22 protein-coding genes and 2 pseudogenes are annotated in these 26,470 nt (G+C 43.8%); 14 read left to right on the forward strand and 10 right to left on the reverse strand.

From position 1 onward, the window contains the following. Positions 1-81: 81 nt before the first annotated feature. The 5 genes from BJP34_RS06355 (at position 82) to BJP34_RS06375 (ending at position 5,944) form a co-directional block, all read left to right on the forward strand. Positions 82-783 (forward strand): hypothetical protein, encoded by a 702-nt coding sequence (locus BJP34_RS06355; RefSeq protein ID WP_070391615.1) that lies wholly within the window; start codon positions 82-84, stop codon positions 781-783. After that, positions 780-1,694, forward strand: a complete 915-nt coding sequence (locus BJP34_RS06360; protein WP_070391616.1) for a DUF1822 family protein — start codon at positions 780-782, stop codon at positions 1,692-1,694. Before BJP34_RS06355 ends, BJP34_RS06360 begins: the two co-directional genes overlap by 4 nt. Positions 1,695-1,831: 137 nt before the next feature. Beyond that, the gene (locus BJP34_RS06365) at positions 1,832-4,093 is read left to right on the forward strand and encodes a CHASE2 domain-containing protein (RefSeq protein WP_070391617.1); all 2,262 of its coding nucleotides are present in this window, start codon (positions 1,832-1,834) and stop codon (positions 4,091-4,093) included. A gap of 111 nt (positions 4,094-4,204) precedes the next feature. Continuing rightward, a complete protein-coding gene (locus tag BJP34_RS06370) occupies positions 4,205-5,443 on the forward strand; it encodes a hypothetical protein (protein ID WP_070391618.1) in 1,239 nt (412 codons plus the stop codon). A 174-nt stretch (positions 5,444-5,617) separates the two neighbouring features. Beyond that, a complete protein-coding gene (locus BJP34_RS06375) occupies positions 5,618-5,944 on the forward strand; it encodes an AIM24 family protein (protein WP_324611025.1) in 327 nt (108 codons plus the stop codon). A 12-nt stretch (positions 5,945-5,956) separates the two neighbouring features. Here BJP34_RS06375 and BJP34_RS06380 read toward each other — a convergent pair whose 3' ends face one another. Continuing rightward, complete coding sequence (locus BJP34_RS06380) at positions 5,957-7,189, reverse strand: RNA-guided endonuclease InsQ/TnpB family protein (RefSeq protein ID WP_070391619.1); 1,233 nt, start codon at positions 7,187-7,189, stop codon at positions 5,957-5,959. Between the two features lie 77 nt (positions 7,190-7,266). Here BJP34_RS06380 and tnpA point away from each other — a divergent pair. Next, a pseudogene (tnpA, locus tag BJP34_RS06385) lies at positions 7,267-7,665 on the forward strand (IS200/IS605 family transposase). Between the two features lie 27 nt (positions 7,666-7,692). Beyond that, the gene (locus BJP34_RS06390) at positions 7,693-8,016 is read left to right on the forward strand and encodes a M48 family metalloprotease (protein ID WP_070391620.1); all 324 of its coding nucleotides are present in this window, start codon (positions 7,693-7,695) and stop codon (positions 8,014-8,016) included. A gap of 205 nt (positions 8,017-8,221) precedes the next feature. Here BJP34_RS06390 and BJP34_RS42580 read toward each other — a convergent pair whose 3' ends face one another. Further along, positions 8,222-8,395 (reverse strand): hypothetical protein, encoded by a 174-nt coding sequence (locus BJP34_RS42580; RefSeq protein ID WP_158517047.1) that lies wholly within the window; start codon positions 8,393-8,395, stop codon positions 8,222-8,224. A 326-nt stretch (positions 8,396-8,721) separates the two neighbouring features. On the opposite strand from BJP34_RS42580, the gene BJP34_RS06395 reads away from it, so the two are divergent. Next, entirely contained in the window at positions 8,722-9,432 is a 711-nt protein-coding gene (locus BJP34_RS06395) for a hypothetical protein (RefSeq protein WP_070391621.1), read from the forward strand. A 92-nt stretch (positions 9,433-9,524) separates the two neighbouring features. Here BJP34_RS06395 and BJP34_RS48500 read toward each other — a convergent pair whose 3' ends face one another. Then, positions 9,525-9,653, reverse strand: coding sequence for a hypothetical protein (locus BJP34_RS48500; RefSeq protein ID WP_267876502.1), 129 nt, complete (start codon positions 9,651-9,653; stop codon positions 9,525-9,527). A gap of 487 nt (positions 9,654-10,140) precedes the next feature. Here BJP34_RS48500 and BJP34_RS06400 point away from each other — a divergent pair, with 487 nt between their 5' ends. Next, on the forward strand, positions 10,141-10,338 hold the full coding sequence (locus BJP34_RS06400) for a helix-turn-helix transcriptional regulator (RefSeq protein ID WP_070391622.1): 198 nt from the start codon (positions 10,141-10,143) through the stop codon (positions 10,336-10,338). 648 nt (positions 10,339-10,986) lie between these two features. On the opposite strand, the gene recQ is transcribed toward BJP34_RS06400, so the two are convergent. After that, complete coding sequence (recQ, locus tag BJP34_RS06405) at positions 10,987-13,116, reverse strand: DNA helicase RecQ (RefSeq protein WP_070391623.1); 2,130 nt, start codon at positions 13,114-13,116, stop codon at positions 10,987-10,989. A gap of 168 nt (positions 13,117-13,284) precedes the next feature. Between recQ and BJP34_RS38905 the strand changes: the two genes are divergently transcribed. Next, positions 13,285-13,563 (forward strand): hypothetical protein, encoded by a 279-nt coding sequence (locus BJP34_RS38905; RefSeq protein ID WP_149030834.1) that lies wholly within the window; start codon positions 13,285-13,287, stop codon positions 13,561-13,563. Here the strand turns inward: BJP34_RS38905 and BJP34_RS06410 are convergent. The 5 genes from BJP34_RS06410 to BJP34_RS06425 form a co-directional block, all read right to left on the reverse strand. After that, complete coding sequence (locus BJP34_RS06410; RefSeq protein WP_070396521.1) at positions 13,528-15,015, reverse strand: HlyD family efflux transporter periplasmic adaptor subunit; 1,488 nt, start codon at positions 15,013-15,015, stop codon at positions 13,528-13,530. The two genes, BJP34_RS38905 and BJP34_RS06410, sit on opposite strands and share 36 nt — an antisense overlap. Positions 15,016-15,153: 138 nt before the next feature. Next, on the reverse strand, positions 15,154-17,304 hold the full coding sequence (locus BJP34_RS06415) for a peptidase domain-containing ABC transporter (RefSeq protein ID WP_070391624.1): 2,151 nt from the start codon (positions 17,302-17,304) through the stop codon (positions 15,154-15,156). Between the two features lie 390 nt (positions 17,305-17,694). Further along, positions 17,695-19,023: a tetratricopeptide repeat protein gene (locus BJP34_RS06420; protein ID WP_070391625.1), complete on the reverse strand. Its 1,329-nt coding sequence runs from the start codon at positions 19,021-19,023 to the stop codon at positions 17,695-17,697. 266 nt (positions 19,024-19,289) lie between these two features. Next, entirely contained in the window at positions 19,290-19,466 is a 177-nt protein-coding gene (locus BJP34_RS42585) for a hypothetical protein (protein ID WP_158517048.1), read from the reverse strand. Positions 19,467-20,281: 815 nt separating this feature from the next. Beyond that, entirely contained in the window at positions 20,282-23,407 is a 3,126-nt protein-coding gene (locus tag BJP34_RS06425; RefSeq protein ID WP_070391626.1) for an NACHT domain-containing protein, read from the reverse strand. 490 nt (positions 23,408-23,897) lie between these two features. Here BJP34_RS06425 and BJP34_RS06430 point away from each other — a divergent pair, with 490 nt between their 5' ends. Beyond that, positions 23,898-24,155, forward strand: coding sequence for a hypothetical protein (locus BJP34_RS06430; RefSeq protein WP_070391627.1), 258 nt, complete (start codon positions 23,898-23,900; stop codon positions 24,153-24,155). Positions 24,156-24,758: 603 nt separating this feature from the next. Here BJP34_RS06430 and BJP34_RS42590 read toward each other — a convergent pair. Then, the gene (locus tag BJP34_RS42590; RefSeq protein ID WP_158517049.1) at positions 24,759-24,953 is read right to left on the reverse strand and encodes a hypothetical protein; all 195 of its coding nucleotides are present in this window, start codon (positions 24,951-24,953) and stop codon (positions 24,759-24,761) included. 169 nt (positions 24,954-25,122) lie between these two features. Between BJP34_RS42590 and BJP34_RS06435 the strand changes: the two genes are divergently transcribed. The 3 genes and pseudogenes from BJP34_RS06435 to BJP34_RS38915 all read left to right on the forward strand — a co-directional run bounded on the left by BJP34_RS06435 (position 25,123) and on the right by BJP34_RS38915 (position 26,465). After that, the gene (locus BJP34_RS06435; protein WP_070391628.1) at positions 25,123-25,539 is read left to right on the forward strand and encodes a helix-turn-helix domain-containing protein; all 417 of its coding nucleotides are present in this window, start codon (positions 25,123-25,125) and stop codon (positions 25,537-25,539) included. A gap of 61 nt (positions 25,540-25,600) precedes the next feature. Continuing rightward, a pseudogene (locus tag BJP34_RS06440) lies at positions 25,601-26,125 on the forward strand (Uma2 family endonuclease); the annotation flags it as partial. 55 nt (positions 26,126-26,180) lie between these two features. Beyond that, a complete protein-coding gene (locus BJP34_RS38915; protein WP_149030836.1) occupies positions 26,181-26,465 on the forward strand; it encodes a hypothetical protein in 285 nt (94 codons plus the stop codon). Positions 26,466-26,470: the final 5 nt, after the last annotated feature.

Below are 26,470 nucleotides of genomic sequence, written 5' to 3' on the forward strand. Positions count from 1 at the left end.
CGCGATTGACCGTAGGTCACGCTAAGCGATGCTCCGTAGGAGCTGCTAAAAGCGATCGCATTTACAACAGGGACATTACCGATGAAAAATCTAGATCGAATACTCCGTCAGCTGATTGCTGAAGCATGTAATCATCCACCATTAAGTCTGGAACGTCGGCAAAAACTGAGCGAGATACATTTACTAGTGATGAAATCCGGCAAGCTTTGGAAAGAATATAGCTCATATTATAATGATGCTCTCCAAGAGATGTGGGAATATTGCTGTGGGCATCCTGAAGAGTATGACCCGACTATCAAAGGTGTGATTACTTGGCTCGACGATGAACTAAAAAAGCGACTGAGACGATTTCGAGATGCTGGCTATAGGCAACAGAAGCGGCAAATTACTGGCCTAAGCACAGAGGAAGGTAAAACTATTGACCCTGTAGATAGGGTAGCAGCTGCTCCTGATCTACAGCCAGTTATGAAAATATGGCAAAAAACCTTGGATTGGGTTAAAAAAGACCCAGACGGAGTATTACGTCAGACTTGCTTTAGGAAACGCCCTGAGATTAATGCCCAAGTCCTAATCGAGCGGCGACTCCCTCCGGATCAGCCTTGGAAAACCATTGCAGCAGAATTTAAACTAACCCCACCAGAAGCTAAAGATTTGCCCAAATTCTATAACCGTAAATGCTTACCCCTGTTGCGAAAATTCGGTGTATGCGAGGGATATATAGAAGATTCAAAGACTGGTAGCTCGAAAAGCACCACAAAACCCCAACCTAGGAAAAAATCATGATACACAACGCCAACATGCTAGCAGATTGGTCAATCCCCATGCCGATTACCCAGTCCGCACTAGATATAGCCCAGCAGTTTGCTCACTACCAACCCAGCAAGCAAAAGGCTGAACAAGTCTATCTCAACACCCTGGCAGTGTGTGCGGTGAATAACTATTTACGGATCCTGGGTATTCCCACTGACCTAAGTTCGGGGGATAGCTGGAATTCAGTAGTGCGCTTGGCTGAAAATGTGGCTGACCTGAGGGTAACCGGTTTGGGGCGCTTGGAATGTCGGCCTGTCAAAACCGGTGATTTGACTTGTCCCATTCCCCAGGAGGTTAGATTTAACCGGATTGGCTATGTAGTCGTTGAGATTGATCAAGACCATACTGAAGCGACGCTGTTGGGATTTTCCCCAACCTCGGAAACCGGTGAATTAGTCATCCACCAATTGCGTACGCTAAAAGATTTACCAGCCTACCTCGATCAATTCCAACCGATGACACAACTAAGTCAATGGTTGGAGCATATCTTTGAAGCAGGTTGGCAGAGTTTGGAAACCCTTTTAGGTAACAATGGTCCTCAGCTAGCTTTCGCCTTTAGAACCAAGTCTGAGACCATTAAGCGATGTAAACAGATTGAATGGGGCAAACCTAATCAAGGGGTGGCTCTGGTTGTAGCACTGACCCCAGAATCCGAAACAACCCTGAATGTTCTGCTACAACTCAATCCCATCAATGGTCAAACCTATTTACCCCCCAATCTCCAGTTGCTCTTGCTAGATGAGGAGCAAGAAATGCTGATCAATGCCCAAGCCAGAAACGAGGATCAAGCGATTCAATTGGATTTTACTTGCGAACCCGGAGACCGTTTCAGTGTCAAGGTTGCTCTGGATAATGCCAGTGTGATCGAAGAGTTTGTGATCTGAATTCCCAAATTCGCTGTTCCCAAATCCGCTGTTCCCTATTCAGTACGCGCTATAACTAGGAATAATATCAGACAAAATACTGATTTTTGACGGTTGACAGTCAACCGTCAACCGTCAACTGTTAAAAAACTAAGCCAATGGCAAAGCTAGTAACTCTTAAGCTGGATGGGGATTTTGAGGAAGGTTTTCGAGTCACTCTGGAAATTGGCTCAGAAGGCGAACGTCCCGAAACAGAACTTACTGGCAGATTGCCTGCAGCCCCTAACATCGTCACCCACTATCACGAATGGCGGTCAAGCTATCGCAGTCTGGGGAGCTCTTTGCGAGAAATTAAAATTAAACGAGTGGCAATCGGTGGTTCCATCAACAACCACAGTCAGGGATTATGCGATCGCTTAAATCGGTGGCTCAAGTCAGAGTTATTTAGTCCGCTGCGGGAAAAGTGGCTAGAGAAAGTGGGCATTACCGAAGAAGTCCGGGTGCTGATTCGTACTAAAAATCCCCAGGTCAGGCAGCTTCCTTGGCATCAGTGGGAATTTTTAGAGCGTTACCACCAAGCAGAAATTGCCCTAAGTACTCCAGAGTATCAACAACCAAGCAAATCGCACCACAGCCGTGATCGACACAACGTTAGAATTCTAGCAATTCTGGGCAATAGCGAAGGGATTAATATCCAACAAGACCGACAATTATTAAAGAATTTACCCTTTGCAGACATTACCTTTCTAGTAGAACCACCACGGCAGAAGCTCAACGAAACCCTGTGGGAGCAACCTTGGGATATTTTGTTTTTTGCAGGTCATAGTGAAACCGAGGCAGAAAGAGGTCGGATTCATATCAATCAGACCGATAGCTTAACCATTGACGAACTCAGAGAAGCCCTCAAAAAATCCATAGAAAGGGGGTTGTCCCTAGCAATTTTTAATTCCTGTGATGGCTTAGGATTAGCCAATGAGCTAGAACAGCTGCACATTCCCCACATGATTATTATGCGGGAGCCCGTACCGGATCTCGTAGCACAGCAGTTTTTGCAATATTTTATCAAAGCTTTTGCTAGTGGTAAATCCTTGTATCTAGCAGTGCAAGAAGCCCGGAAAAAACTGCAAGGTTTGGAAGATCAATGTCCCTGTGCCAGTTGGTTGCCAGTGATTTGTCAAAATCCCGCCGCCATACCCCCAACCTGGCAACAGTTGCGTGGCAATCACCAGCGCCACCTGGTCCAATCGGCTCTGATCCTCAGTGTAGTTGTGACCATTTTAGTCATGGTGATCCGGCAGCTGGGAATACTTCAGCTTTGGGAACTAAAGGCATTTGACCAGCTGATGCGGCTGCGACCTAATCCAGGGGTAGACTCCCGTTTGCTGGTGGTTGAAGCCACAGATGCCGAGATCAACCGCTATGGCTATCCCCTCCCAGATCAAACCCTAGCCGAAGTCCTAGACAAGCTAGAGTCTAATCAACCCCGAGTGATTGGCTTAGATATCTTTCGCGAACGTCCTAGAGAACCTGGTCACCAGGCATTGAGCCGTCAGTTACAGCAAAATCAGAAATTCATTGCCCTTTGTAGCGCTAGGGTAGCTAACAACCCCGAAAACTCAGGCATGAAACCTCCCTCTGGGGTACCAGAATCCCGCCTTGGTTTTAGCAATATCATGGTTGACCCTGATGGCATTATCCGTAGGCATCTTGTATTTATGCATCCCTACCACGATGACCCCTGTGCCACCGACCACTCCTTCAGTGCTAGGGTCGCATTGCATTACTTAGCCCAAGACGGAATCAAGGCAAAAACCATTGCTATGAATAAAATACGTTTGGGTAAGAGTGTCTTAAGAGAGTTGTCAGCTAATGCTGGGGGTTATCACAATCGTGATTATCGGGGGTTCCAGGTGTTACTCAATTACCGGGAAACTGTCGCCCGACGAGTCACTGTCACAGAGCTGCTAGAGGGTAAGGTCAAACCAGAGTGGGTCAAAAACAAAATAGTTCTGATCGGAATAACTGCAAAGATTGCCAAGGATTACCATCCTACCCCCTACAGTGCCCTGCAGTGGCCATACCAAGAAATGCCAGGGGTAATTCTTCAGGCTCAGATGGTCAGTCAGATGATCAGTGCTGGCCTCGGTGAGCGTCCATTATTATCGGTGTGGTCGCCCTGGGGAGACCTGTTCTGGGTTTGGGGTTGGTCAATCATTGGTAGTACTATTGCTTGGCACTGTGGTCGAATACTGTATTGGGGACTCGCTACCATCACAGCGACAGGGGTTTTATATCTCCTATGCTTTGGTCTATTTACTCTAGGAGTATGGGTACCTCTGGTGCCATCAGCCTTAGCATTGGTAGCCACTAGCGGAATTGTAGTGGTTTACCGCAAACCACTTGGAGCAATCACTCCGTGAGCTTTTGGATGGTATATTTTTAGCAACTTTTATAGTTATAAAAGTCCTCTAATTTTTGATAACAGTTATTAATTGGTTTATCAAAAAAAAATCCTGTAAACACTTCTGAATATGATGGCCAGAATATCCCGTCTTTTGAGTCAATTTTTTAGTAAGTTTTTTAGTAAATCAAGGACACTCAGCAACGAACCACTGAACAAAGTGAGTTTGATTGTCATTGTTGTGATTGATATTTTTATCTTAATCAATGTGTTTGTAGGACTGAATGATATTAGCAGATGGCCTATGAGTCCTGCTCAAACTTATCCATGTTATTACGAGTGGAACAATTACCGTAGACAAACTGATCAAGATAAAGACTATAACATTATTAGCCGTTCATTGGGAGCAACTAGTTTTAAAAAATCCTATCAACAAGCTGAAGAAGGACATCTGGGTCAAGTTTTTACAACCTGTTTGAAGTATGCCGACTATAAAGATAAGATTAAAAATCCTCAAAACCAGCAAACTGAAAGAACTATTAACCAGAAACAATCAAAAATAAGTAGCCTTAGAAGATCTAATAACACCATTCGTGAACAATATGATTCCACACTCTTAGAAAAAATTGCCGGTCAATCTCGTGAGCGATCAATTAATCAAGTCAGTGCTGAACAAACCAAACAAGAGTTAGAGCGAAATAATCGTAATATTTCCAGACTTCAACAGGAAATTGATAATATTAAAAATGAAATGCTCTCCAGACCGGAAAGTGTTAGTTTGCTAGATTTTATTAAGGATGATAAGAAATTTCATACAATCCGCAAAAAATATCAACAGGCATCTTTCTGGTATCCAAGTATCCAATTTGCTTTTCAATCCCTCTTTCTTCTGCCGTTGATTTTTATCGCCCTATCAGTTCATAAATTTACTCAACGCAGAGGATATGGACTGATTGCGCTGATTAGCTGGCATTTGCTGGTAATATTTTTTATACCGCTAATTGTTAGACTCTTTGAGTTCCTTAAAGTTGGCGCTATCTTTCAATTTATATTTGATATAATTAGTGAAATTTTCGGTAGGTTACTTTTCCTGGTCAGTTATGTTTATATCTTGCTGATTCCATTGATTGGCTTTGGAATTATAAAGTTTTTTCAAAAAATTATTTTTAATACTAAACTCCAGGCAGCTAGCAGAGTCAAAAAATTACTATGCATCAATTGTGCCAGGAAAATTAAACCCGATGATCACTACTGTCCCCACTGCGGTTATTATCAATATGTTGAATGTCAAAGTTGCCACAATATTACTTACAAATATTTATCCTACTGTAAACATTGTGGATCTTATCAAGATTCGGTAGTGGATTAAGGCTATTTTTCAGTTTTCCTTGATTAGGAAGATAATGTGAGCTAGGAAAATGGAACTTATTATGAATTAATGCCAATAAAGAGTTTGCTTAAATTTATTAAAGAAATCTGCACACCAGAAAATTTTCTGCCAGAATAGTAATATTCCTATCACTCAGCAACGGGAGATCTGACAGTGAAATATGAAATTCGCTACAAGCCCGCCTTTGCAGCAATTTTTGTCACTCTCGATCCTGGTGAGAGTATCACTGCTGAGGCAGGGGCAATGACCAGTATGGATGGTAAGCTTACCATCAAAACTCAATTTTCTGGTGGCTTCTTCTCTGGCTTGCTCAAGAAATTCTTTGGTGGAGAGTCTTTATTAGTCAATACCTTTAGTAATCAGACTCAGCAACCATTGAACCTAGTTCTCACTCAATCCATAATTGGCGATATTGCTGGTGTGGAATTAGGAGCCCTAGAATCTTTGGCTATTTCCGGATTGGCAACACTCTCTAATTGACACTCCCCACGATTAGAAATCGGGGGATTCTTGGTTCAACGAACTGACTTGCTTAACCAGATTAGCCGTAGGCGACGCTGCGCGAACGCGAACGGAATCAGGAAAAGTAGAGGCCAGATCTCCCCAAGCGTTTTGATAAGTTTCCGTGTGCCCCACGGTACTCAAGGCTCTATTGAGTATATTTTTTGCGGCGTTGTGATCTCTATCAAGTTGGCATCCACATTTGCAGATATGAGTCCTGGTTGATAAAGACTTCTTGACCACTTCGCCACACTCAGAACAATTTTGACTTGTATAGGCAGGATTAACTGCAACGGTAATCCGACTAAACCTTTGACCAAAATGCTCCAACCATTCCCGAAACTGACGCCAACCAGCATCATTAATAGACTTGGCTAAGCAGTGATTTTTTACTAAGTTTTTGACCTTCAAGTCTTCGTAGGCGACCAGGTCGTTAGACCGGATTACGCAACGCGCCAGTCTCTTGGCGTGTTCTTTACGTTGCCTGCTTATCTTGAGGTGTGCTCTACCTAATCTATTCCTAGCTTTCCGTCGGTTGGCTGAACCTTTCTTTTTTCGGGATACTCGTCGCTGGCAAAACTTTACTCGTTTTTCACTTTTACGATAAAACCTGGGATTGGGTTCGGTATTGCCATCAGAGTCTGTATAGAATTCTTTTAACCCTACATCAAACCCAACAGCACATCCAGTATTTTCTAATTTTTCAAAATTATCTACTTTGACACAGAACTGGATGTAATAGCCATCAGCTCGCTTTACTATCCGCACCCGTTTTATCAGCTTTTGGCCAAACCACCACAAATCCCAAGTACCTTTAAGCTTAACTTTCCCGATGCCTTTTTTGTCGGTGAATTTTATCGATTTCTTATCTGGGAATAATTTCCAGCCAGACTGCTTGTATTCAACTGATCGACAGTGTTTTTTGAATTTTGGGAAGCCTTTCTTGCCGGGAGTCTTTTTTTTGCAGTTATCAAAGAAGTGCTTAATAGCCCGCTCCACGTTTTCTACGGACGCCTGGCAAGCATGGCTATTGAGATCTTTGACAAATTTAAACTCGTCTCTTAATTTAGTATTATAGCGATAGAGTTCTTTCTTGCCAATTCCTTTGTTATCTATCCAATAACGAAGCACCTTATTTCGCACAAACTTGGATGTACGAATGGCCTCATCTACAGCTTCTTGCTGGGACTTTTTGAGAATGGCCTTGAACTCCATCACTAGCACTATAATCACCTCCTTGGCGTTATTTTGCGTGTACTTTTATAGTATATACATAAGATTTATCTAATTTACATGACAAAATTAAAAATAAATTTAACTACAACAAAAATATCGTATACTCGTGTAAATATCACGTAGTATGGTGCCCTAAGTACCGCCGACCAGTGCTAGTGTAAGAGGTGGAAGTAAAATTAAAAGAACTCCTCTACCAAATAGCAAAGGAGATCCAAGTCAAAATTATCGAATTAGAGGTAATGCCTGACCACATTCATCTACTCTGTGAATGGGATCCTCAGTTTGTTATTCACAGATTGCTTAAGCGCTTTAAAGGGGCAACCAGTAGGTACCTTAGAGAGCAGTTTCCTCACCTGAAAAGTCGATTACCTACTTTGTGGACTAATTCCTACTTTTTGTCCACAGTTGGAGGTGCTCCACTTGAAACTATTAAACGGTACGTTGCCAACCAAAAAGAGGTTTAGGGAATAAATTCCCTGCGGGCTTACCCCATGGCTAGAAGCAAGGGGCTTGCGCCCTTAGACTTTTCGGTCAAAATTTTCCCAGTCCCAGAACAGGCGGATGAGTTTGGCTTGAGGTTGTTGCAGCAAACTTATGGTCATGTCGCTGGCGCAACAGATTTTTTTGTGAGAATGAGTAATAAACAAGGAGCTTCCTGGGATTTCTTATCAAGTCACCCATCTCCGGGTAAGCGAGTTACTCGACTACAGCGTCTGATTAAGGAACAAAATTATCCTCTCAAGGAGCGATCGCCTCTGCCGGAAAATCTGAATCAATCCCACCTTATATCAAGTCCAGTTGAATACCCATCATAAAAGGGCGGGGAGATGGGGAGATGGGGAGATGGAGAAATTTTTATTAAGCGATGCAGCGCGGTCTTGGGGGTTTCCCCCATGAGCGACTGCATCAAGACAGGGTAATTATCCGGACATGATATGACAAGCACCTCTTGAGGATGGTGGAGTTTCCCCTTACCACATTCTTTTGTTGAGAAGCCTGAGGATTTTTACTCAATAGCATTTAGCGATCGCTGGATGATATCGAGCGATCGCTCTGTGTTTTTTTGTAATACAAATTGAAGTACAAACCCTGTTCCCTGTTCCCTGTTCCCTGTTCCCTGCTCCGAACGCGCCCCGCGTGACCCACGGCCTCAGTCTCTACTCCCCAAAACCCAGAACCTTGTACCTCACCCAATTGAAAAATGCTATAGGGTTTCTAAATGAGATGTAAACCTAGGAGGCCTTTTTTATTCTCCAATAAAACTCCGGATATCTTTCCCCTCTTGCTTCTTGCTTCTTGCCTCTTGCCTTTCCCTAAGGGTAATCGTTCACAACTCAAAAGGATCCGGATCTAATCTCAAACACCAAGAAAACTAGAATAGCTAAGCAAATTTTGCTTCAAAAAAAAATTTTTCTGATCATCTGCGAAAAGTTGGCTTGAGAGGCGCTGTAACAAGTATCAATCAAAAAACGCCGCCTGAGTCGGTGTTTGGTGAATTTCTAGAACAGGTGTATTCTCTAATGAAAAATTTGCTCAACCAGCTTTGGACAACACTATTTTCCTTCACTCTCAACATAAGACAGCGCTTGCAACAATTAGCAGCAACAATCGTGAAGGGATTCGACCACGCAAATGATAAAAATCTTCAACCAACTGACCAGCAATCATCCTCCGAAGAATCCCAACAACTATCACAATCATCACAACTACTGATAGTAATGAATTACACACCACCGAATGATGGAGACGGCCCTCCCGGTGAAACCGGAAACGCTGGATCACTCAGGAAATTGAAGCAGCTAATCCATGAAAATCCTGAGTTTACTAACCCACAAGTTTTACCAATATCAGCATCAAGACAACTACAACTATCACAACTACAGATACTAAATACTTTCACACCACCGAATGATGGAGACGGACCACCCCGTGACAGCAAAGACGCAGGCACTTCCTTAATGAGTGTGAATACATTAAACAATTACAATCCACCGAAAGATGGGAAGGGACCCGTCGGTGACAGCAAAGATGGAGGCACTTCCTTAATGAGTGTTAATACATTAAACAATTACAATCCACCGAAAGATGGGAAGGGACCCGTCGGTGACAGCAAAGATGGAGGCACTTCCTTGATGAGTGTGAATACATTAAACAATTACAATCCACCGAAAGATGGGAAGGGACCCGTCGGTGATAGCAAAGATGGAGGCACTTCCTTCCGCAAATATTAACTAGTCAGATAAAGTATTCCAGTTTTCAATTGCTTACGGTGCTTTTTTCCTGGGTTTTAGAGAATAGGGAGTAGCGACTACATCGCTGCTTCCTATTCTCTATTCCCGATTCCCGATTCCCGATTCCCGATTCCCGATTCCCTATTCAACACTTCTGGGAAAAAACCAGCCTCCAAAACCTCCTCCTGATCAAAAGAACACTCACAAGGAAAAGTACTCAACTTAATCCCAGTTTCCTGAATAGACTTCCAAATCGTTAGACTTGATTGTGCAACCTGCTTATCTCAAAACAGGTTTTTTACACTGTCTACTTATTCTGTGATCATGTTCATCTAGGATACTATTTTTTTGGTTATGTCTTTATATTAACACAAAGCCATCCTGGAAGGACGGGGCTAATGACCCAGATTTTTTGGTAAGAGCGGGGATTTTGATTTTTTGGTAATCCCAATTCTTAAGCCACTAAACAATAATATCATCTCCCTATCTCCCTATCTCCCTATCTCCCTATCTCCCTATCTCCCTATCTCCCCACACTTACCACACTTACCACACTTACCATACTTACCACCTACATTGATGATCCTAATTTAAACCATTGGGATTAATTTAGTTGGCGTGTTGCACAAAAGTATATTATATAATATAAACTATAAATAGTCAAATAAATTTAGGTAAACTACTGCTACAAGACAACCGGAGAAGGTAATGTCCCTAGGAAAAAAACTACGAGAACGCCGTGAAAGTCTAGGTTTAACCCGCATACAAGTTGCCAGAGCCTGTGATGTGGTAGAGTCTACAGTGATTAACTGGGAGGCGGATCGGCACAAGCCTAAGCTCTATCCAGAACAGACCAAAGCCTTGTGTGATATTCTAGACTTCAAAATTGAGGATCTGATCCAGTAACTTTTAGGGTATACCCAAAGCACAGGATGGCATTGTGCGATCATTTCATAATCATCTCTAGTGCTGCGGATAGCAATAACTATAGCAATTATTATTTTGGTGAGCTACAAAGCTTATCCTTTTAAGGCAATAGCCATGGATGCAATATTTAAGATCGTTTTAACGGAATCAGATCCCCCCCTTGATAAGGCTCATAAGGGTAAGTTTTTTACTTTGACCTCAGGTGTGGGGTGTGGGGTGTGGGGTGTGGGGTGTGGGGGTACAGACAAGCGATGCAGCGCGGTCTTGGGGGTTTCCCCCACTCGCTATTGCATCAAGACAATGTACTTAATTTGTCGTTGTCAGCCATGCTTTGCGCGAGTGGTTAGAAGTTACCGTAAGATAGTGGAGCCTTATTAAAAAATATTTAACCCTTTTCTGCATAACCTGCTAACTATAAAGGCTCCACTATCTAAGGTTTCGTCTCCGGGGGAAACCCCCTGTTCCGAAGCTGCAGCTTTTTCGTTGTTTTCCTTTTCCTCTCCCTCTGGGTCGCCCCATGTTTGACCTTAATGTAAAAAACCTACCCTTATGAGTTGATCAGGGGGGTTAGGGGGGATCACTAGTCAAAGAAGACTAAACCCTCGTAAGTGGGAGAAATGCTATAGATCAATTATCCTGCCGTCGCCACCAAGCACGGACTAGTTGAATGTCTTCGTAGGAGTAACGTTCTCCTAAGTATTCCCGTAATTTTCTCAGATACTGATCACCCACTTTTTCAATTGCTTTGATAATTGGCTCATGGTGTTCCAATGGTACCAGTCGTTTTAAATCCACTGGCTGATTCATTTCAATTAATTGGCTCAAATGATCTATTATAGTCCTGGTAGTATACCCTCGTTGTTTAGCAATTTCCTCTACACTTAACCCTTGTTGATAGAATTGCAGGGTTTTCATATAGGTACTGGAGGGCAGAGGTTCTGGTAGTTTTTGCTCTTGACAAAATGCCCTAATTTCTGAAACAAATTGCTCGCCATACTGAGTAACTTTATACTGAGTGACACCAGAAAGTTTAGCAAAATGCTCTAAAGTTTTGGGTTTCAGCTGTGCCATCAGTTTCAGTGTCGAATCAGCAAACACTACATAGGGCGGAATCGATTGGCGGTCAGCTAGCTGTTTCCTTAGTTTCCGCAGTTTATCTAGCAGAAGCTCCGCTTCAGCTGCTCTGGGGTTAATTTCCCCTAAGGCTTTTTCTACAGATGACTGGGGAATAGCAACATAAACAGAACGTTGTTTGCGCAGGATTTCCCAACTTAGTTTATTGAGCTTCAGCACAGAGTAGCCATCGGTGGTTTGGTCTACTAATCCCTGGTGCAAAAGCGATCGCACTAGAATTTTCCAAGCCTCTGCAGTTCTATCCTTACCAATACCATAAGTAGAGAGTAAGTGATGGCCATATTGCTCAATTTTCTTACTTTTTGAGCCCCGCAACACTTGAATAATGTGGTTCATCCCAAACCGTTCCCGACACCGGGCTACACAAGAGAGGAATTTTTGAGCTTCAATTGTCCAATCTTCTACTGGCTTAGGATAGCAACAGTTATCACATTTGTCACAATTCCCTGGAAACCGCTCACCAAAGTACCCCAGCAAAATCCGGCGGCGACAATCTGTGCCTTCTGCGTAGTCAACAATCTGATTTAACTGTTGATAGGCAATCCGTTGTTCGTTGGGATCGGGCTTTTGATCAATGAGATAATGAAGTTTTGAGATATCACTAGCGCTGAATAAAACGGTACATGTGGCTGGTTCCCCATCCCGTCCTGCTCGTCCCGATTCCTGGTAATAACTTTCCAGGTTACGAGGTAAATCGTAGTGAATCACAAACCGTACATCGGGCTTATTAATTCCCATGCCAAAGGCTACCGTAGCTACGATTATCCGCACATCATCCCGAATAAACCGATTTTGATTAGTTGTCCTAGCTTTATCCGTCATTCCGCCATGGTAAGGTAAGGCAGAAATGCCATCATTCTGTAACCGGAAAGCAACTTCGTCTACAGAACGGCGGCTCGTACAGTACACAATACCGGAACCTTGGTGAGAACGGATCTGTTTTAATAACTGTTTATAGCTTTGCCGTTGTTTTGGTTGAACGTCGTAGTAAAGGTTAGGACGGTTGAAACTGGCGATGTGAACCTTCGGCTGTCGCAGTTCCAGTTGTTGGATAATGTCCTGTTGGACTCGATTAGTAGCAGTAGCGGTCAGAGCCAGCACTGAGCTATTAGGATAGCGGTTACGTAATAGTTTTAGTTGCCGATATTCTGGGCGAAAATCATGCCCCCATTGTGAGACGCAGTGCGCTTCATCAATGGCAAAGGTGGGAATACCGATTTGCGATCGCACTCTATCCAAAAATGGGATAAACTGCTCTGCTAGTAACCGTTCTGGTGATACGTAGAGTAATTTTATCTGACCCTGAAGGATGGCCGCTTCCCGCGATCGCATTTGTTGGAAGCTCAAGGTACTATTGATAAAGGTAGCCCCAATGCCATTATCTTCCAAAGACGTCACTTGGTCTTGCATCAAGGAAATCAGAGGAGATACCACAACGGTTAAGCCCGGTTTGAGGAGAGCTGGCAGTTGATAGCACAAGGATTTACCACCCCCAGTGGGCATGATAATCAGTAAATCCTGATTTTGAAGCGCCTCTTCAATAATCTGTCGCTGTCCTGGACGGAAACAGTCGTGACCAAAGAAATGTTTAAGGGCATGCTCCAGGGATGGCGACTGTTCCATGGTCGTGAGGGGATTGCGATCGGTTGAGTGTTGGTGATCAGACTATTAGTTTAAGATATTATCTTATCAAAAGATGACCGCAGGCTCCGCAACAACGCTCCTCAAGTACCAAGATCTAGTAGATCACGTAGCTATCATAAGCTATCATATCTAAAATTTTTCATAGCTATGAGGTACACAGTTTTTTTTTTACTCTTGCCTCTTGCCTCTTGCCTCTTGCTTCTTGCCTCTTGCCTCTTGCCTCTTGCCTCTTGCCTCTTGCTTCTTGCCTCTTGCTTCTTGCCTCTTGCCTCTTGCCTCTTGCCTCTTGCCTCTTGCCTCTTGCCTCTTACCTATTGCCTCTTGCCTCTTGCCTGCTCCCTAAAAACCATAAATTTGTACCTCATTAGTATAAAAAATGCTATCAGCCTATCATACATCTGTAATCAGTCTGGCCTTCCTGAGTAAGAACTGTAAGACAGTCTCTTCTCTAGTAATAATATCTGCCCTACCCTCCATGCCCAACTGGATAGCACACTGCTTATTGCCTTTACCTAGAACAAGGCTTTCTGGAGCAATGGTTACCTGGTAGAAGGCGCTACCCCTGTTTTCCCGTGACGCTGTGATACTATTGCTTTGAAGTGTAGTCGCATCTGGGGCAATCTTCTTGACTACACCATTGAGAGTGCCGTAATCTGGATAAGGGCAAGCAGATACCCTCAACTGTGCTGCTTGATTTATCTCTACTTTACCAATATCACGAGCAGGAACCAAAGCTTTAACTAGTAATGACGTGTTACTAGGGGCAATTTGAGCAATTTCTTCCCCATGTTTCACAGTTTGACCAGAATTACGTAGAGCAAGTTGGAAAATAGTACCGTCTTCTGGAGATTTAATCGCAGTCTGCCTCAGTTCAATTTCCACTTGTTGGAGTTCACGGGTATCCTGGGACTGCTGGTTCTGAATTTCAATGCGCTGCTGGATCAGGGCTTCCTTTTCTCGGTTTAAAGTAGCTAGGGTGGCTTTAGCGATCGCTTGTTCTTGAGCAATGCGCTGTTGAGCGATCGCTACTTCTGCATTACTAGGATTAAGAGCAGCTTTAACCCGTTGCAGTCTAGCTCGACGGGCATCAACTGCTTGTTTTTGCTGGTCTATTCTTTGTTTTTGCGCCTCCACCGCTGCTTTTTGCCCCTCCACCGTTTGTTGTTGTTGGTCAACCGCTAATTCAGCTTCCTCTAATTGATTTTGAGACAGAGCTCCTGATGCTGATATGCTCTGATACCGGTTTCGCCTAGATTTAGCCGCCTTTAAAGCCGACTCAGTTGACCTTAAGTTTGCCTGTGTTGATTTTAACTGAGCCACTGCTTGTTGCAACTCCTCTTGGGCAAATCTTAAGTTGGCAGCTGCTTCTTCAACTTCAGTCACAGTAGTCACAAGCCTGTCTTGATATTGCCGACGGCTACGACTAAGTTCCGCCTCAGCAGAGGCAACAGCGAGCTTGGAGCGGTCAGTTTCTGCTACAATCTGGCGATCGAGGGCACGAATCTGGGCATTGATTTGGATCAGTTGCAGCTGTGCTTGTTGCTGATTGTTTTGCAGTTGACTCTTTTTAGTTTGCAAACGGGAGTCATCAATGGTAGCAATCACATCTCCTTTTTGAACCATTTGATTCTCCGCAACCAAAATCTTGATTACCGAACCTTCAACAGGTGCCTGGACCAGACGCAATTCACCAGCGGGACGGAAAATTGCCTGTGCTTTAACAGTTATCTTATATTTAGTGACACAGGTCAGGGTAACAGCTACCCCCATAGCACCAACCAGAAATAATCCGCCAAGAGTACTCCAACGACTGATTGGGGGTAGAAAATCGTTTTCTTGAACTGCGGGTAGAAAATCTGTCTTAGGTGTGCTGACCATAATAGTAATCTGAACTATAGCAGTTCTCAATTGGGTGAAGTACTTTGATCTTAAATGGGTAACAGCTTATTTTCCCAACACCCAACACCCGCACTTACCCACACCCCCTTTGATTTTTTATCCTTCAAACTTACAGACCTAAGGAATTAGGAAATCTAAATGATCTCCAGGTTGATTGCGTAAATCTTCCACAAGACCTTGCATTTTTAATTGCCCTTTATCCAACAGCACAATCCAATCAGCACGCTGGATAACTCTGGGTCGATGGCTAATCATAATTGTTGTTTTTCCTTTCCTGTGGTCAAACAAATTATTTAAAACTTCACCCTCACTCACCGGGTCGAGGGCACCAGTAGATTCATCTAGAATTAGTATTGGTGGATCATTAACAATACTTCTGGATAGGGCTAATCTCTGCCGTTGTCCACCCGAAAGATTGGAACCAAATTCTCCTAATATCGTTTGATATTTATCAGGTAAATTCATTATAAATTCGTCAGCTCCCGTAATTTGACAAGCTCTGACAATCTTCTCAAAACTGACCTGGGGATCACCTAAACGGAAGTTTTCTAGAATTGTTCGACTCCAAAAGTGGGCATCTTGGGGAACCAGAACTACTTGTTGCCGCAGGCAATCTAGGGAGAGGTCTTGTAGGTTATAAATACCAATACGAATGTTACCCGATTGAGGTGGATATAATGCAGCAATTAGTTTAGCTAGGGTGCTTTTACCACAGCCAGACTTACCAATCAGGGCAATAACTTTACCCCCAGGAATCTTGAGACTAAAATCTTTTAAAAGGTTAACCCTACCCGCATGGTGAAAATTTATATTAGTACAAATAATATCTGAATCTGCCGGAATATTGGTATAGGGCTTTTTGGTATCATCTTGAGTTTCTGGTGTAGCCTCAATCACCTCATTAAGTCGCTCAGAGGCCGTATTAGCACGAATAAATTCATCGACAAAGTTCACTAACGTAATAATTAAGAGAGTGACATTACGATTCAGATTGTGAAGTGCCAACAGCTGACCAGTGCTTAATTCATTGTTAATCACTAGGGTGCTGCCAAACCAAAGCAAGATAATGCTACCGACATTTGAAATTAATTTAGAAAAGGTATTGTTAACAATTCCAATCTGAGTAGTACTGAATGTAACATTTGCCAGGCGGCTAAATCGCTGTTGAAATTCTTCCCAAAATTGGGGAGCTGCTGTTATACTTTTGAGGGTAATAGCACCTTTAAATGTTTCTACCAATACACCTTGATTTTCGGCATCTTTTACTAATACATTACGGGTTTTTTGTTGTAACTTTGGTAAAAAAACTACCGTAGACAAGGTCATTAAAATAGCGAGCAAACCAGCAACTACCAACAATTTGACACTGTATAACAGCATCAAAACCAAAGAGACTAAGGCCACAAACAGTTGACTGGGCAAACTGACAAGCACTTGAGAAACTAACTGGTTAATTACTCGAATATCTCGTAGTCTACTGGCGATTTCGCCGCTGCGGCGGGATTCGTAGTAACCTAAAGGTAAGCGTAAAATTTGTCGTGCGAAGTCTAAGATCAGCCCTAATTCCAGACGTTGGGCAAAGTGGGCAATAATATTTGATTGGGCTAGCTCCAGGCTGCTGCTAACTAGACTCATGATGATAATAGCAATCACGATTCTGGTCAGCAGTTGGGAATCCCCTCGCAACAGCACATCATCCGTGAGGATTTGCAGTAAAAAAGGGGTAGTCAGGGCAATTAGACCCACAACGAAATTGAGCAGAATAGTTTGAGCTATGAGATGGCGATAGGGCCAGAAGCGCTTGAGAAAGCGATCCAACCCACCAATTTTCTCTTTTTCATCCTCTTGGGCAAAAAAGCGGACTGGATCGGGTTCCAACAGAAGCATTACCCCATTGGGCCATGCTTCTTGGAGCCACTTTGTTTCGAGATACCGGATGCCTACAGCGGGATCAGCGATCACATATTTATTGCCCCGTTTGCCGTATAAAACTACCCAGTGATAGCCCTTCCAGTGGATAATGGCTGGTAGGGGCAGGGATTTTTTGTTGACCGTTTCTAGGGTGGCTTTGACTCCTCTAACATTATTGAAACCCAGGGCATCTGCTCCTTGCCTCAATCCCAATAATGTGGTGCCTTCTCTGCGAGTTCCTACTGCTTCCCGACAACGGCTAATAGTGAAGGTACGACCATAATGTTTAGCAATGGAAGCTAGACAAGCAGCCCCACAGTCTTCTTCGCTGTGCTGTAGAACAATCTGGTACTTCATGCTGGTATAGCGCTACGCGCTATGCAATAGGCAATAGCGATGCAGCGCGGTCTTGGGGAGGCAGTGCCGCCAAAGGGGGTCTCCCCCATGAGCAACTGCCGTGGTTTCCCCCATGAGCGACTGCATCAAGACGGCAATAGGCAATAGTTTACTAGAACAGCTTTTGCTACTTGTATCAATGTCCTAACTTTAATGCGTAGTGCTGTACTTCGGAATTCGGACTAGGGCCTGTTTTCTTGCCTCGGAGATCCCCCGTTGGTCCCCCTTAAAAAAGGGGGACTTTGAGTATGGCTCCCCCCTTTTTTAAGGGGGACTTTGAGTATGGCTCCCCCCTTTTTTAAGGGGGGCTGGGGGGGATCATAATCTTGCGGAAAACTTTGAAAACACGCCCTAGGCGGTAACTGCCTCTCGGGAGGTCTTCCTCTGAAAAGAAACTTCGGCAGTAAATGAACGCTCACCCTCTTCCAAAATACGTTGTTTTTGTGCTTGCAGTTCCGTCAAACGCAGTTGACTCCAGTTGGCCAGTAAAGAGTTCTCTAGATGGGTAGCTAAACCAGTCAGTCGCTTTACAGGAGAAATAGCCAATGGATCAGCATCCACAGCAGCTAGGTAACAATCGCAAGCCATATCCAGTTCACCCAGGGATTGGTAACACTGACCTGCCATAAACCAAGCAACTGCTGTTCCTGGAGGACCAAGCTTGGTTGCTGAACGATATGCCTTCGCTGCCTCCTCAATTCTACCCTGCTTGATTAGGACTTGTCCCAACTCAAGACGATATCTAGGATCGAAAGGATCCCTCTCAACTGCCTCTCGGACGCGCTCCTCAGCTAGATCAAAGTCCCCTAGCCACAGCGCTTCCTTGGTTCGGCTCTCTAAAATAATATTTTGGTTCTCATAGGCTACTATCTGCTGCTCTTCATTCTCACCAATCAAGCTTTCTGCATAGGATTGACAACGATCCATTTCCTGGACGACCTTGTCCTTATCCCGATGTAGCAGGGGAATAAAAACAATAGCACGACAGTAAATGCTCATCAAAAGTTTGTAAGTAAAATCATCCAGGGACGGTTTAATTTCCTGGATTTCTTTGATAAGAACTGATCCCCAAAACTCTGCTTTTGCCAAATCTTTGAAAGTTTTTGCATACTCCACAACAAGCTGGTGAATGGCATTAATTTTAACCCGATCACCAGATGGAGCATGAGTGGCAATGATTTCAAATTCCTCTAGACTGTAAGGTTTGCCAGAATCAAAATGTAAAATTAACGTTGACATTGCTCGACAGAAAGCCAGTGCAGCCAGTACTGAATCACTAGCTATCTCTGCTGCTGACATTTTGGGCACATACTCTAGAACTGTTTGATGTAGGCATAAGCTGCTCAGAAGATGTATGACCAATAGCTTGGTAACAGGCTTAAGCTCCTGGTAATGGGTCAAGTAGTCACAGAGCTTCTGCCATCGTTCAGTTCTTAATTCATTAGCCAGTTGTAGTGGGTGATCAACTTGGTATTGGGTCATACCAGTCTCTCGGATCACAGATTCCCGAAATGAGGTGGGAAGGCTCACCTGAACTTGATAGGGCGGTAGTGTCTCACTGATTAAATGACGATAACTGAACTCTACTTTATAGAGATGTGGCGATCCCCCATTGATTGGACCTAGATCTAAATATGGTCGATTTAGCCAAGCTATCGGTGAACTGTAGATCGAAGGCATAAATCTATCTCCTCTTTGGGTATTGCTAAGCAGCACCATTAGCTGGTCCTAGCAACTTGTGTTCACAAGCCAATAAAAAAACTAGTGCAACGGGACGAAAATCTTCCATCAGTGCGCAGATGGGAATATCATCGCTCCCACATCTTCTTTACTGGTGGGTTATTGGTGCCACGTTACACTAGGGTTTTTAGTTGTAGTGATCCGCAATCGGATCAGCCCAAATTATCGGCAGTGGCACGGTTGGCCTAGCCGAAAGGCTTTCACTACTACATCATGTTCCACTTGATCTTAGCCATACCACCGGCAATAGTTTCCATTGCTTCAAAGGACAGTTCGGTGAGCTCTTCAGTGTTTTCTGTTTGCTCAGTGCGCTCAGTCTTGCTAGAGCTGTTGCGCAAGTCCTCATCTTTTTTAGGATTACGAGTGATATCAAAATTTGACATTTTATTTCTCCATCATTTACATTGACATCAAACACCTGAAACTGATTGCAAAATTTCAGGTGGGGCGTCGCCCTGATTTGGAATGATTGGGAAAGCTCGGCAAAAGTTAAATCCCAGTCATTCCTCTCTTTAACAACGACTACATTTAGATTAACTATTCCCAAATAAAAATGTCAAGACAATGGGAATTAAATTTTTATTAATTGGTTAGGGATAAATTATGGATTATAGTAAATAATTTTGCATTTAAATTGCCAATCTGCCTGGAAAGTATTAAAAATCATTACAAGCTTTTGACAGTATAGCTTTTATTGAGGATTTAAATATAATTGGCTATGAATAAGTGTTTAATAGATTAATCAGCTAAACACTTATTTTCCCTATTCCCTATTGCCTATTCACTATTGCCTATTGCCTAAAATAAAAAAGATTTGATAATGCGATCGCAATACCAAATCGATCCTGAAACCAAATCCTAATTTAGGATATAGCGCTACCCATTAAGGTGTTTGACATTGATATAGCAATTCTACGACTATAGCAATTCTACGACTTGTGAGGTACAAATTTCTGGTTTTTAGGGACTTCGGAGCAGGGAGCAGGAACCCACCCCTAACCCCTCCCAGGAGGGGAAGGGAAGAGGGAAGAGGTGAAAAATAATGTGTACCTCATGAGTCCTAGAAACGCTATACAAGCAGCAAAAGCTGTTGTAGTAAACTGTTGCCAATAGCCATGCATGCCTCTTGCCTTGCGCGTAGCGCTATAACACCAAAAAATCCTTAGATCCTCTTGATGCAGTAAACTCCCCCCACGCCCTATTCCTCACCTACGACTAAATCCCACAGCACATCAATACCACTGCCCACATAGTCGGAATCCTGGTGTTGTTCAATCCATTTAATCACAGTAGGCAGAACATGATTAGATGTTTTGCCCAATTTGCCCAAGGCTGAGGCTGCTCTGACACGCATATAAAACTTATCATCCTGAAGCTGTGCTAGTAGGGTGCTGACTACAGTTTCTGAGCTGTTGCCCAATTTGCCCAAGGCTATGGCTGCCCTCACACGCACATAAAACTTATCATCCTGAAGCCCTTTTAGTAGGGCGTTGACTACAGTTTCTGAGCTGTTGCCCAAATTGCCTAAGGCCAAGGCTGTCCACCCACGCACACCACGAGAATTATCATCGTGAAGCTTTTCTAGGAGGGCGTTGACTACGGTTTCTGAGCTGTTACCCAATCTGCCCAAGGCATCGGCTGCCCCTCTACGCACACGAGAATTATCATCGTTAAGCTTTTCTAGGAGGGCGTTGACTACGGTTTCTGAACTGTTGCCCAATTTGCCTAAGGCATAGGCTGCCCCCCCACGCACCTCAGAATGCTCATCGTGAAGCTTTGCTATTAGGGCGCTGACTACGGTTTCTGAGTTGTTACCCAATCTGCCGAAGGCCACGGCTGCCCTGTCACGCACACTAGCATCAGGATCCTGAAGCTTTGCTATTAGGGCGCTGACTACGGTTTCTGAGCTGTTGCCCAATTGGCCCAAGGCTATGGCTACCCTCCAACGCACATCAGAATTCTCATCCTGAAACCTTGCTAAGAGGGCGTTGACTACGGTTTCTGAGCTATTGCCCAATTCGCCTAAGGCATCGGCTGCCCTCACACGCACATAAAACTTATCATCCTTTAGTCGTTCCAGAAATGTTGTAATTACCTGATCCTTTTCCCCTAACTCGTATCGATAGTTAAGCAATCGCCACTCATCAATTCGATTAGATTGCTCTTTCAACAATTCCAATACCTGTCCTTGAAAATCCGTGTCATACAAACTACAAATTATATTAAAAACCTGCTCGGAAACCCTCTCCCCAACCCGCTCTTTACTACTAACTTCTAATTCAAACAACCGCTCTAAAATCTCTTGCACCAATCCACGATCAGCACCACGCAAATTCTTCGGGTCTTCTGCCAAACAACTACCAGCAAACAACAAATCCCGATGCAACCACTGCTCATAGTTACTCTTATTAGTCAAAACTGTCCGAATCGCCCTCGCCGCCTTTTTCGGTTTTTGTTGCGCTATCAGCAATAGTAACACCTCGCGCCAGTGGGAGTCATGCAAATGCTCCCGAATCTGACTCAAAACAATCTCAAAATCTCCCTCATTATCCGCCTGATAGTCAATCTCTTCAGCACACAAATATTCCTGAAACGTCTTATGAACAAACCCATAACAATTTTGCCCTTGCTCATTCAATAAACCCGTGCGATCGCGAATCAAGGTTACAAATGCTTCTGCTTCTTCTTCAGCTTGGTATAACTGCACCTGCTTCAAGGTTTTAATCTGCTGACTCAACTGATCAATTAAATCATCCCGGTCTATAAAAGTACCGCTATCGTTATCTTCAACATTTCCCTGGGTATGAATCCAATAAGCCAACAATTCCATCAATCGGCGCAAATCATATAAATCTAGATACTTAAATAATCCCTGACTGCTGATTTCTTTGTTAGCATCCCAAGAGGTTAACAAAGTCTTGACAGCGCAATTATAAAGCTCAAACCGTTCTTTGGGCAAAACCGCTTGATACCGATGAATCAATGCAATAATTGTCAACAATAACGGATTCCGTGCCAATAGCTTAATCCGGTCATTATCATCCAGAGCCTTTCGTAAACTCTGCTTGCGCCTTTCAGCTTCTGCTTGGTCTTGAAACCGACTGTTATACCAGTTATCAATAAACGCCGAAATCTTATTATCATCAAACGGTTCAATTTGATAGTGGGGAAATTCCTCAGTGCGGAAAAAGTCGCGCCGATAACCAGCTGGTCGAGATGTAATAATCGCGCGATTTCTGTCAAATTGTCCCAAAAAATTCTCGATGCGCCTGACTACATCATTCCGTTTAGCGTCTTCTGCGACTTCATCCAAACCATCTAGCAATATCAACGCCCTACCATCAGACAACCAATGCTCAAAAAATCCCACTGGTAACGGTTTCACTGCCATCGTGTTTTCAGCAAATACCCGAGCATAGTCAATCAGGCTTTTATCGAGATTTATCGCAAAATCTCGCATCCTAATTAAAATCGGTAGCCAGTCCGTATCAGCATCTAAGCCTAAAATGTCAGGATTTTGCTGAGCCAACATTACTGCAAAATAACTGATCAAGGTAGTTTTTCCCGAGCCTGGCGCACCCAATATCACCACTCGTCTCGACTGACTTTGGCTCAATAACTGCTCCGCCAAGAATTTCCGGCCAGTTGTCTTTGCTAATAGTGCTATTTCTGACATTTCCCCACTACCCGCTGCTAACCAATCCCGTTCCCAAGCGCCAGCAGTTGATACATCTTCCACCAGATCTGGCATTACAAAAATTTGCGCTAACTTCTCGGATTTTTCTACTTCTTGCCCAGGCACAGCTATGCCAGCAAATTTAACATCATCAAACCAGTTAGCTAACTGGTCACAATAATCCTGTTTAGCTACCTGAAATTTTAGATAAGTATCGGTCTGCTGAAAATAAGCATTAATAAATGTCTCTACCCAAGGCTTAAGACTGTCTTGATTCAGTTTAATGTTATGCCCTTCAGCTTGCTGTTGAAATACTGTGCTTAAAATCTCTCGATCAGGCTTACCCTGATTAAGTAACGGTTTCTGTAATTCTGCCAAAACTGCTGAATGAGTAAAATAGTCGCGCAAAAAATTATTAACTCCATTCCAGCCATCTGGTCTAGCGTGAAAAAATAAGCGCTGGCTCGGATCCCGTTGTTTTTCCCATTCTTTTACTGCCGCTTCTCCCGCTTTGATTGCCTTATCTACATCGCTTTTAGTCAGAGCTTGACTTAAGCTATCCCATCCTTGTCCCGAAACAATCTCTAACAACGATTCCCCTATTTTTGGAATTGCCCAACCGGCTAATACTGACAAGGGTTCTATCATTGGTTTCTAGTTATCGTTAATTAGATTAATTATAGCAATTTAGGGAGTAGGGAGTAGGGAGTAGGGAGTAGGGAGTAGGGAGTAGGGTTTTTGCGTGGGTTTTGATCCCCCTAAATCCCCCTTAATAAGGGGGACTTTCCAGATAGATTTCCGGGCTCCCCCCTTCCGCGCGGGGGGCTGGGGGGGATCGAGCTAGTAAATGCGATAGAAAGTTCGATGCTCTGAAAAATCCGCTACGCTAACGCATAAATATTATATCAAATTAAATGCTATTCCAGAATTAAACTATAAACTTGAATGCTATCCCAGTATTACGGTATTAATTTAATATCACGCTACGCGATCGCTTTTTTTTTAATTTTTAAAAAATAAACAAACTAATTCAAAAAAATATCGTGCATATCACTAAAAAAAAATGAAAATTGCTTGACAATATAAAGAATAAAATATTAACATAAAACTGTTCGCTAATACAACAACAAAAAACATTATGGACATCGAAAACTTTCTCCCAACGTTCGAGTATAATCCCAACAATCCTAATCTCCCTGAATTATCTGGCCAAGCCCAGCCAGGACGGGAGCAAATCAAACATATATTGATCGGTTCTCCCAAAACCGTGCGGGTCACAATCTATAATCTTTATAGCCGTGGCTACGCACAAGTTCATGAGTGGAGCACTCCTCAACCTACCGGAAATCCTGGTGAGGTGATCAGTATATTGAGTCGATATCTGTTGCTAGATTAAGATAGCAAATTGCCAGGGATGCCAATCCCTGTCTTGATGCAGTCGCTCATGGGGGAAACCACGCCAGTTGCTCATGGTTAGAAGTTACCGTAAGACAGTTGAGCCTTAATCAATAAGTTTTACCCCTTTTGTGCATAGCCGACCAACCATAAAGGCTCAACGTAATCAGGTTTCGTCTCCGGGGGGAACCCCCAAGACCGCACTGGCTCCCCAAGACCGCGCTGCATCGCTGGCGACACCGAAAAACTCACGAGAAAGTACGACGTCTAAAGTCTAAAACCTAAGTTGGTATGTTGTTGATTTGGTGAACACATAGTCAAGGATCATAGGGCTCTTGACTATTACAAAAAATAATTCGGTCAAGCATTGGAATTAACCAGAACTTGACCGAATTTTTTTTATTTTGATTAGGGAATCAGGATCGGGGAAATGTTGCGTAGGGTGTGTTAGGGGCGGGCTTGCCCTTATGTTCAACCTCTTCGCGCCTGAAACCGCCCCGTAACGCACCACCCAAGGACTTGTGATAGTGTCTTGATCCAGTCGCTCATGGGAGAAACCACGCCAGTTGCGTAGGGTGTGTTAGGGGCGGGCTTGCCCTTATGTTCAACCTCTTCGCGCCTGAAACCGCCCCGTAACGCACCACCCAAGGACTTGTGATAGTGTCTTGATCCAGTCGCTCATGGGGGAAACCACGCCAGTGCGGTCATGGGGGGAACCACGGCAGTCGCTCATGGGGGAAACCCCCAAGACCGCGCTGCCTCCCCAAGACCGCACTGGCTCCCCAAGACCGCGCTGCATCGCTGCAATAGTTCTTTTAAAAGACCTACATCACCTATATCACCCACATTGCCCATTACGACAATGCAATAGTTTTTTTTAAAGCACCCACATCACCCACATCGCCCCTTGCATCTTTTCAAAAATCCTGTTACTATAACAATATCGTTAAAGCAATGGTTTTACCGCCATGATGATTTCTACCGCACAAGCCGCTCAATTACTAGGTGTCTCTGCCACTCGCGTCCGTTTCCTGTTGAGCAAGGGCAGAGTCAAAGGAGCGTATAAGGTCGGTAGAACTTGGGTGATTCCCTTATTTGACGGTATGCCAGTGGTCACCCCTGGTACTCGTGGACCGAAGCGGAATTGGTCAAAGCGTACACAGTACACTAAAGCTGTGATCCACGTTAATCAAAAAGTTATTCGCCAAAATCACAACACCGGCGAACGCAATCCCGTGATTACGGTCAAACGAGGCTCTAAAAACATTTATGGTCATACGGTTGAAGTCAATGGCCCTTGTCGGGTGATGTATCGCCCAGATAATCCCCTACATTGTGGAGCACGGGTATGGATTGAGACGATTTCTGATTTTAAGGTGAGCTGAGCCAGGTCTAAACTATTAGTTATAGCGCTAGGCCCTGGGAATAGGGAATAGCGATGAGTTACTCATGGTGGAAATGCCAAAACCAACGGGAATGCATTCAGAGGTAGCCGGGTTTATAGGAGGAGAACTGTTTTTAGAAATTCGGCGCTGTCAATTGCCTTACTTTATTCCGAAAGAATGCGTGATCAAACCACAAACAGAGTCTGGGTATGAACCAGAGGTCATCGTTTTAGACAAGCAAAGGGTTACGGATAACGAACCACACTGGGAAAAAGAATCGATTATCACACGGGGGTCTTCTGTTCGTTTAGTCGTAGAAGTAGTTTCAACAAACTGGAGCGACGATTACGCTTTAAACCTGGAAGATTATGAGTCTTTCGGAATAGCTGAATATTGGATTGTTTATTATTTAGGTTTAGGCGGTAGGCGATTTATCGGCAATCCTAAACAACCTACGTTATCGGTCTACCAATTGATAGATGGCGAATATAACGTTAGTCAATTCCGAGGAGCTAACCGTATCCTATCGCCAACGTTTCCAGAATTAAGGTTAAATGCTGAACAGGTTTTTCAAGCGATCGCTTAATCGGTATTGATTAATCATGGAATGATTTGAATAGTTTTGTAGAACGGGCATCTTGGTGGAACGGGCATCTTGGTGGAACGGGCATCTTGGTGGAACGGGCATCTTGGTGGAACGGGCATCTTGGTGGAACGGGCATCTTGGTGGAACGGGCATCTTGCCCGTTTCATTTTCGGGCAGGCAGGATGCCCATTCCACTGATATTCATTCCGCCCCTCAGCAATTAACCATTAGGATTAACTGTTGTGTCTACGCATCTGTTTCCTCTCCCTCCACACCTCCCACACCTCCCACACTTCCCACACTATCCACACTCTTTCCCGGTGAGCATCAATCCTCCTGACTGGT

Source organism: Moorena producens PAL-8-15-08-1, from assembly GCF_001767235.1.
Classification (GTDB): Bacteria; Cyanobacteriota; Cyanobacteriia; order Cyanobacteriales; family Coleofasciculaceae; genus Moorena; species Moorena producens_A.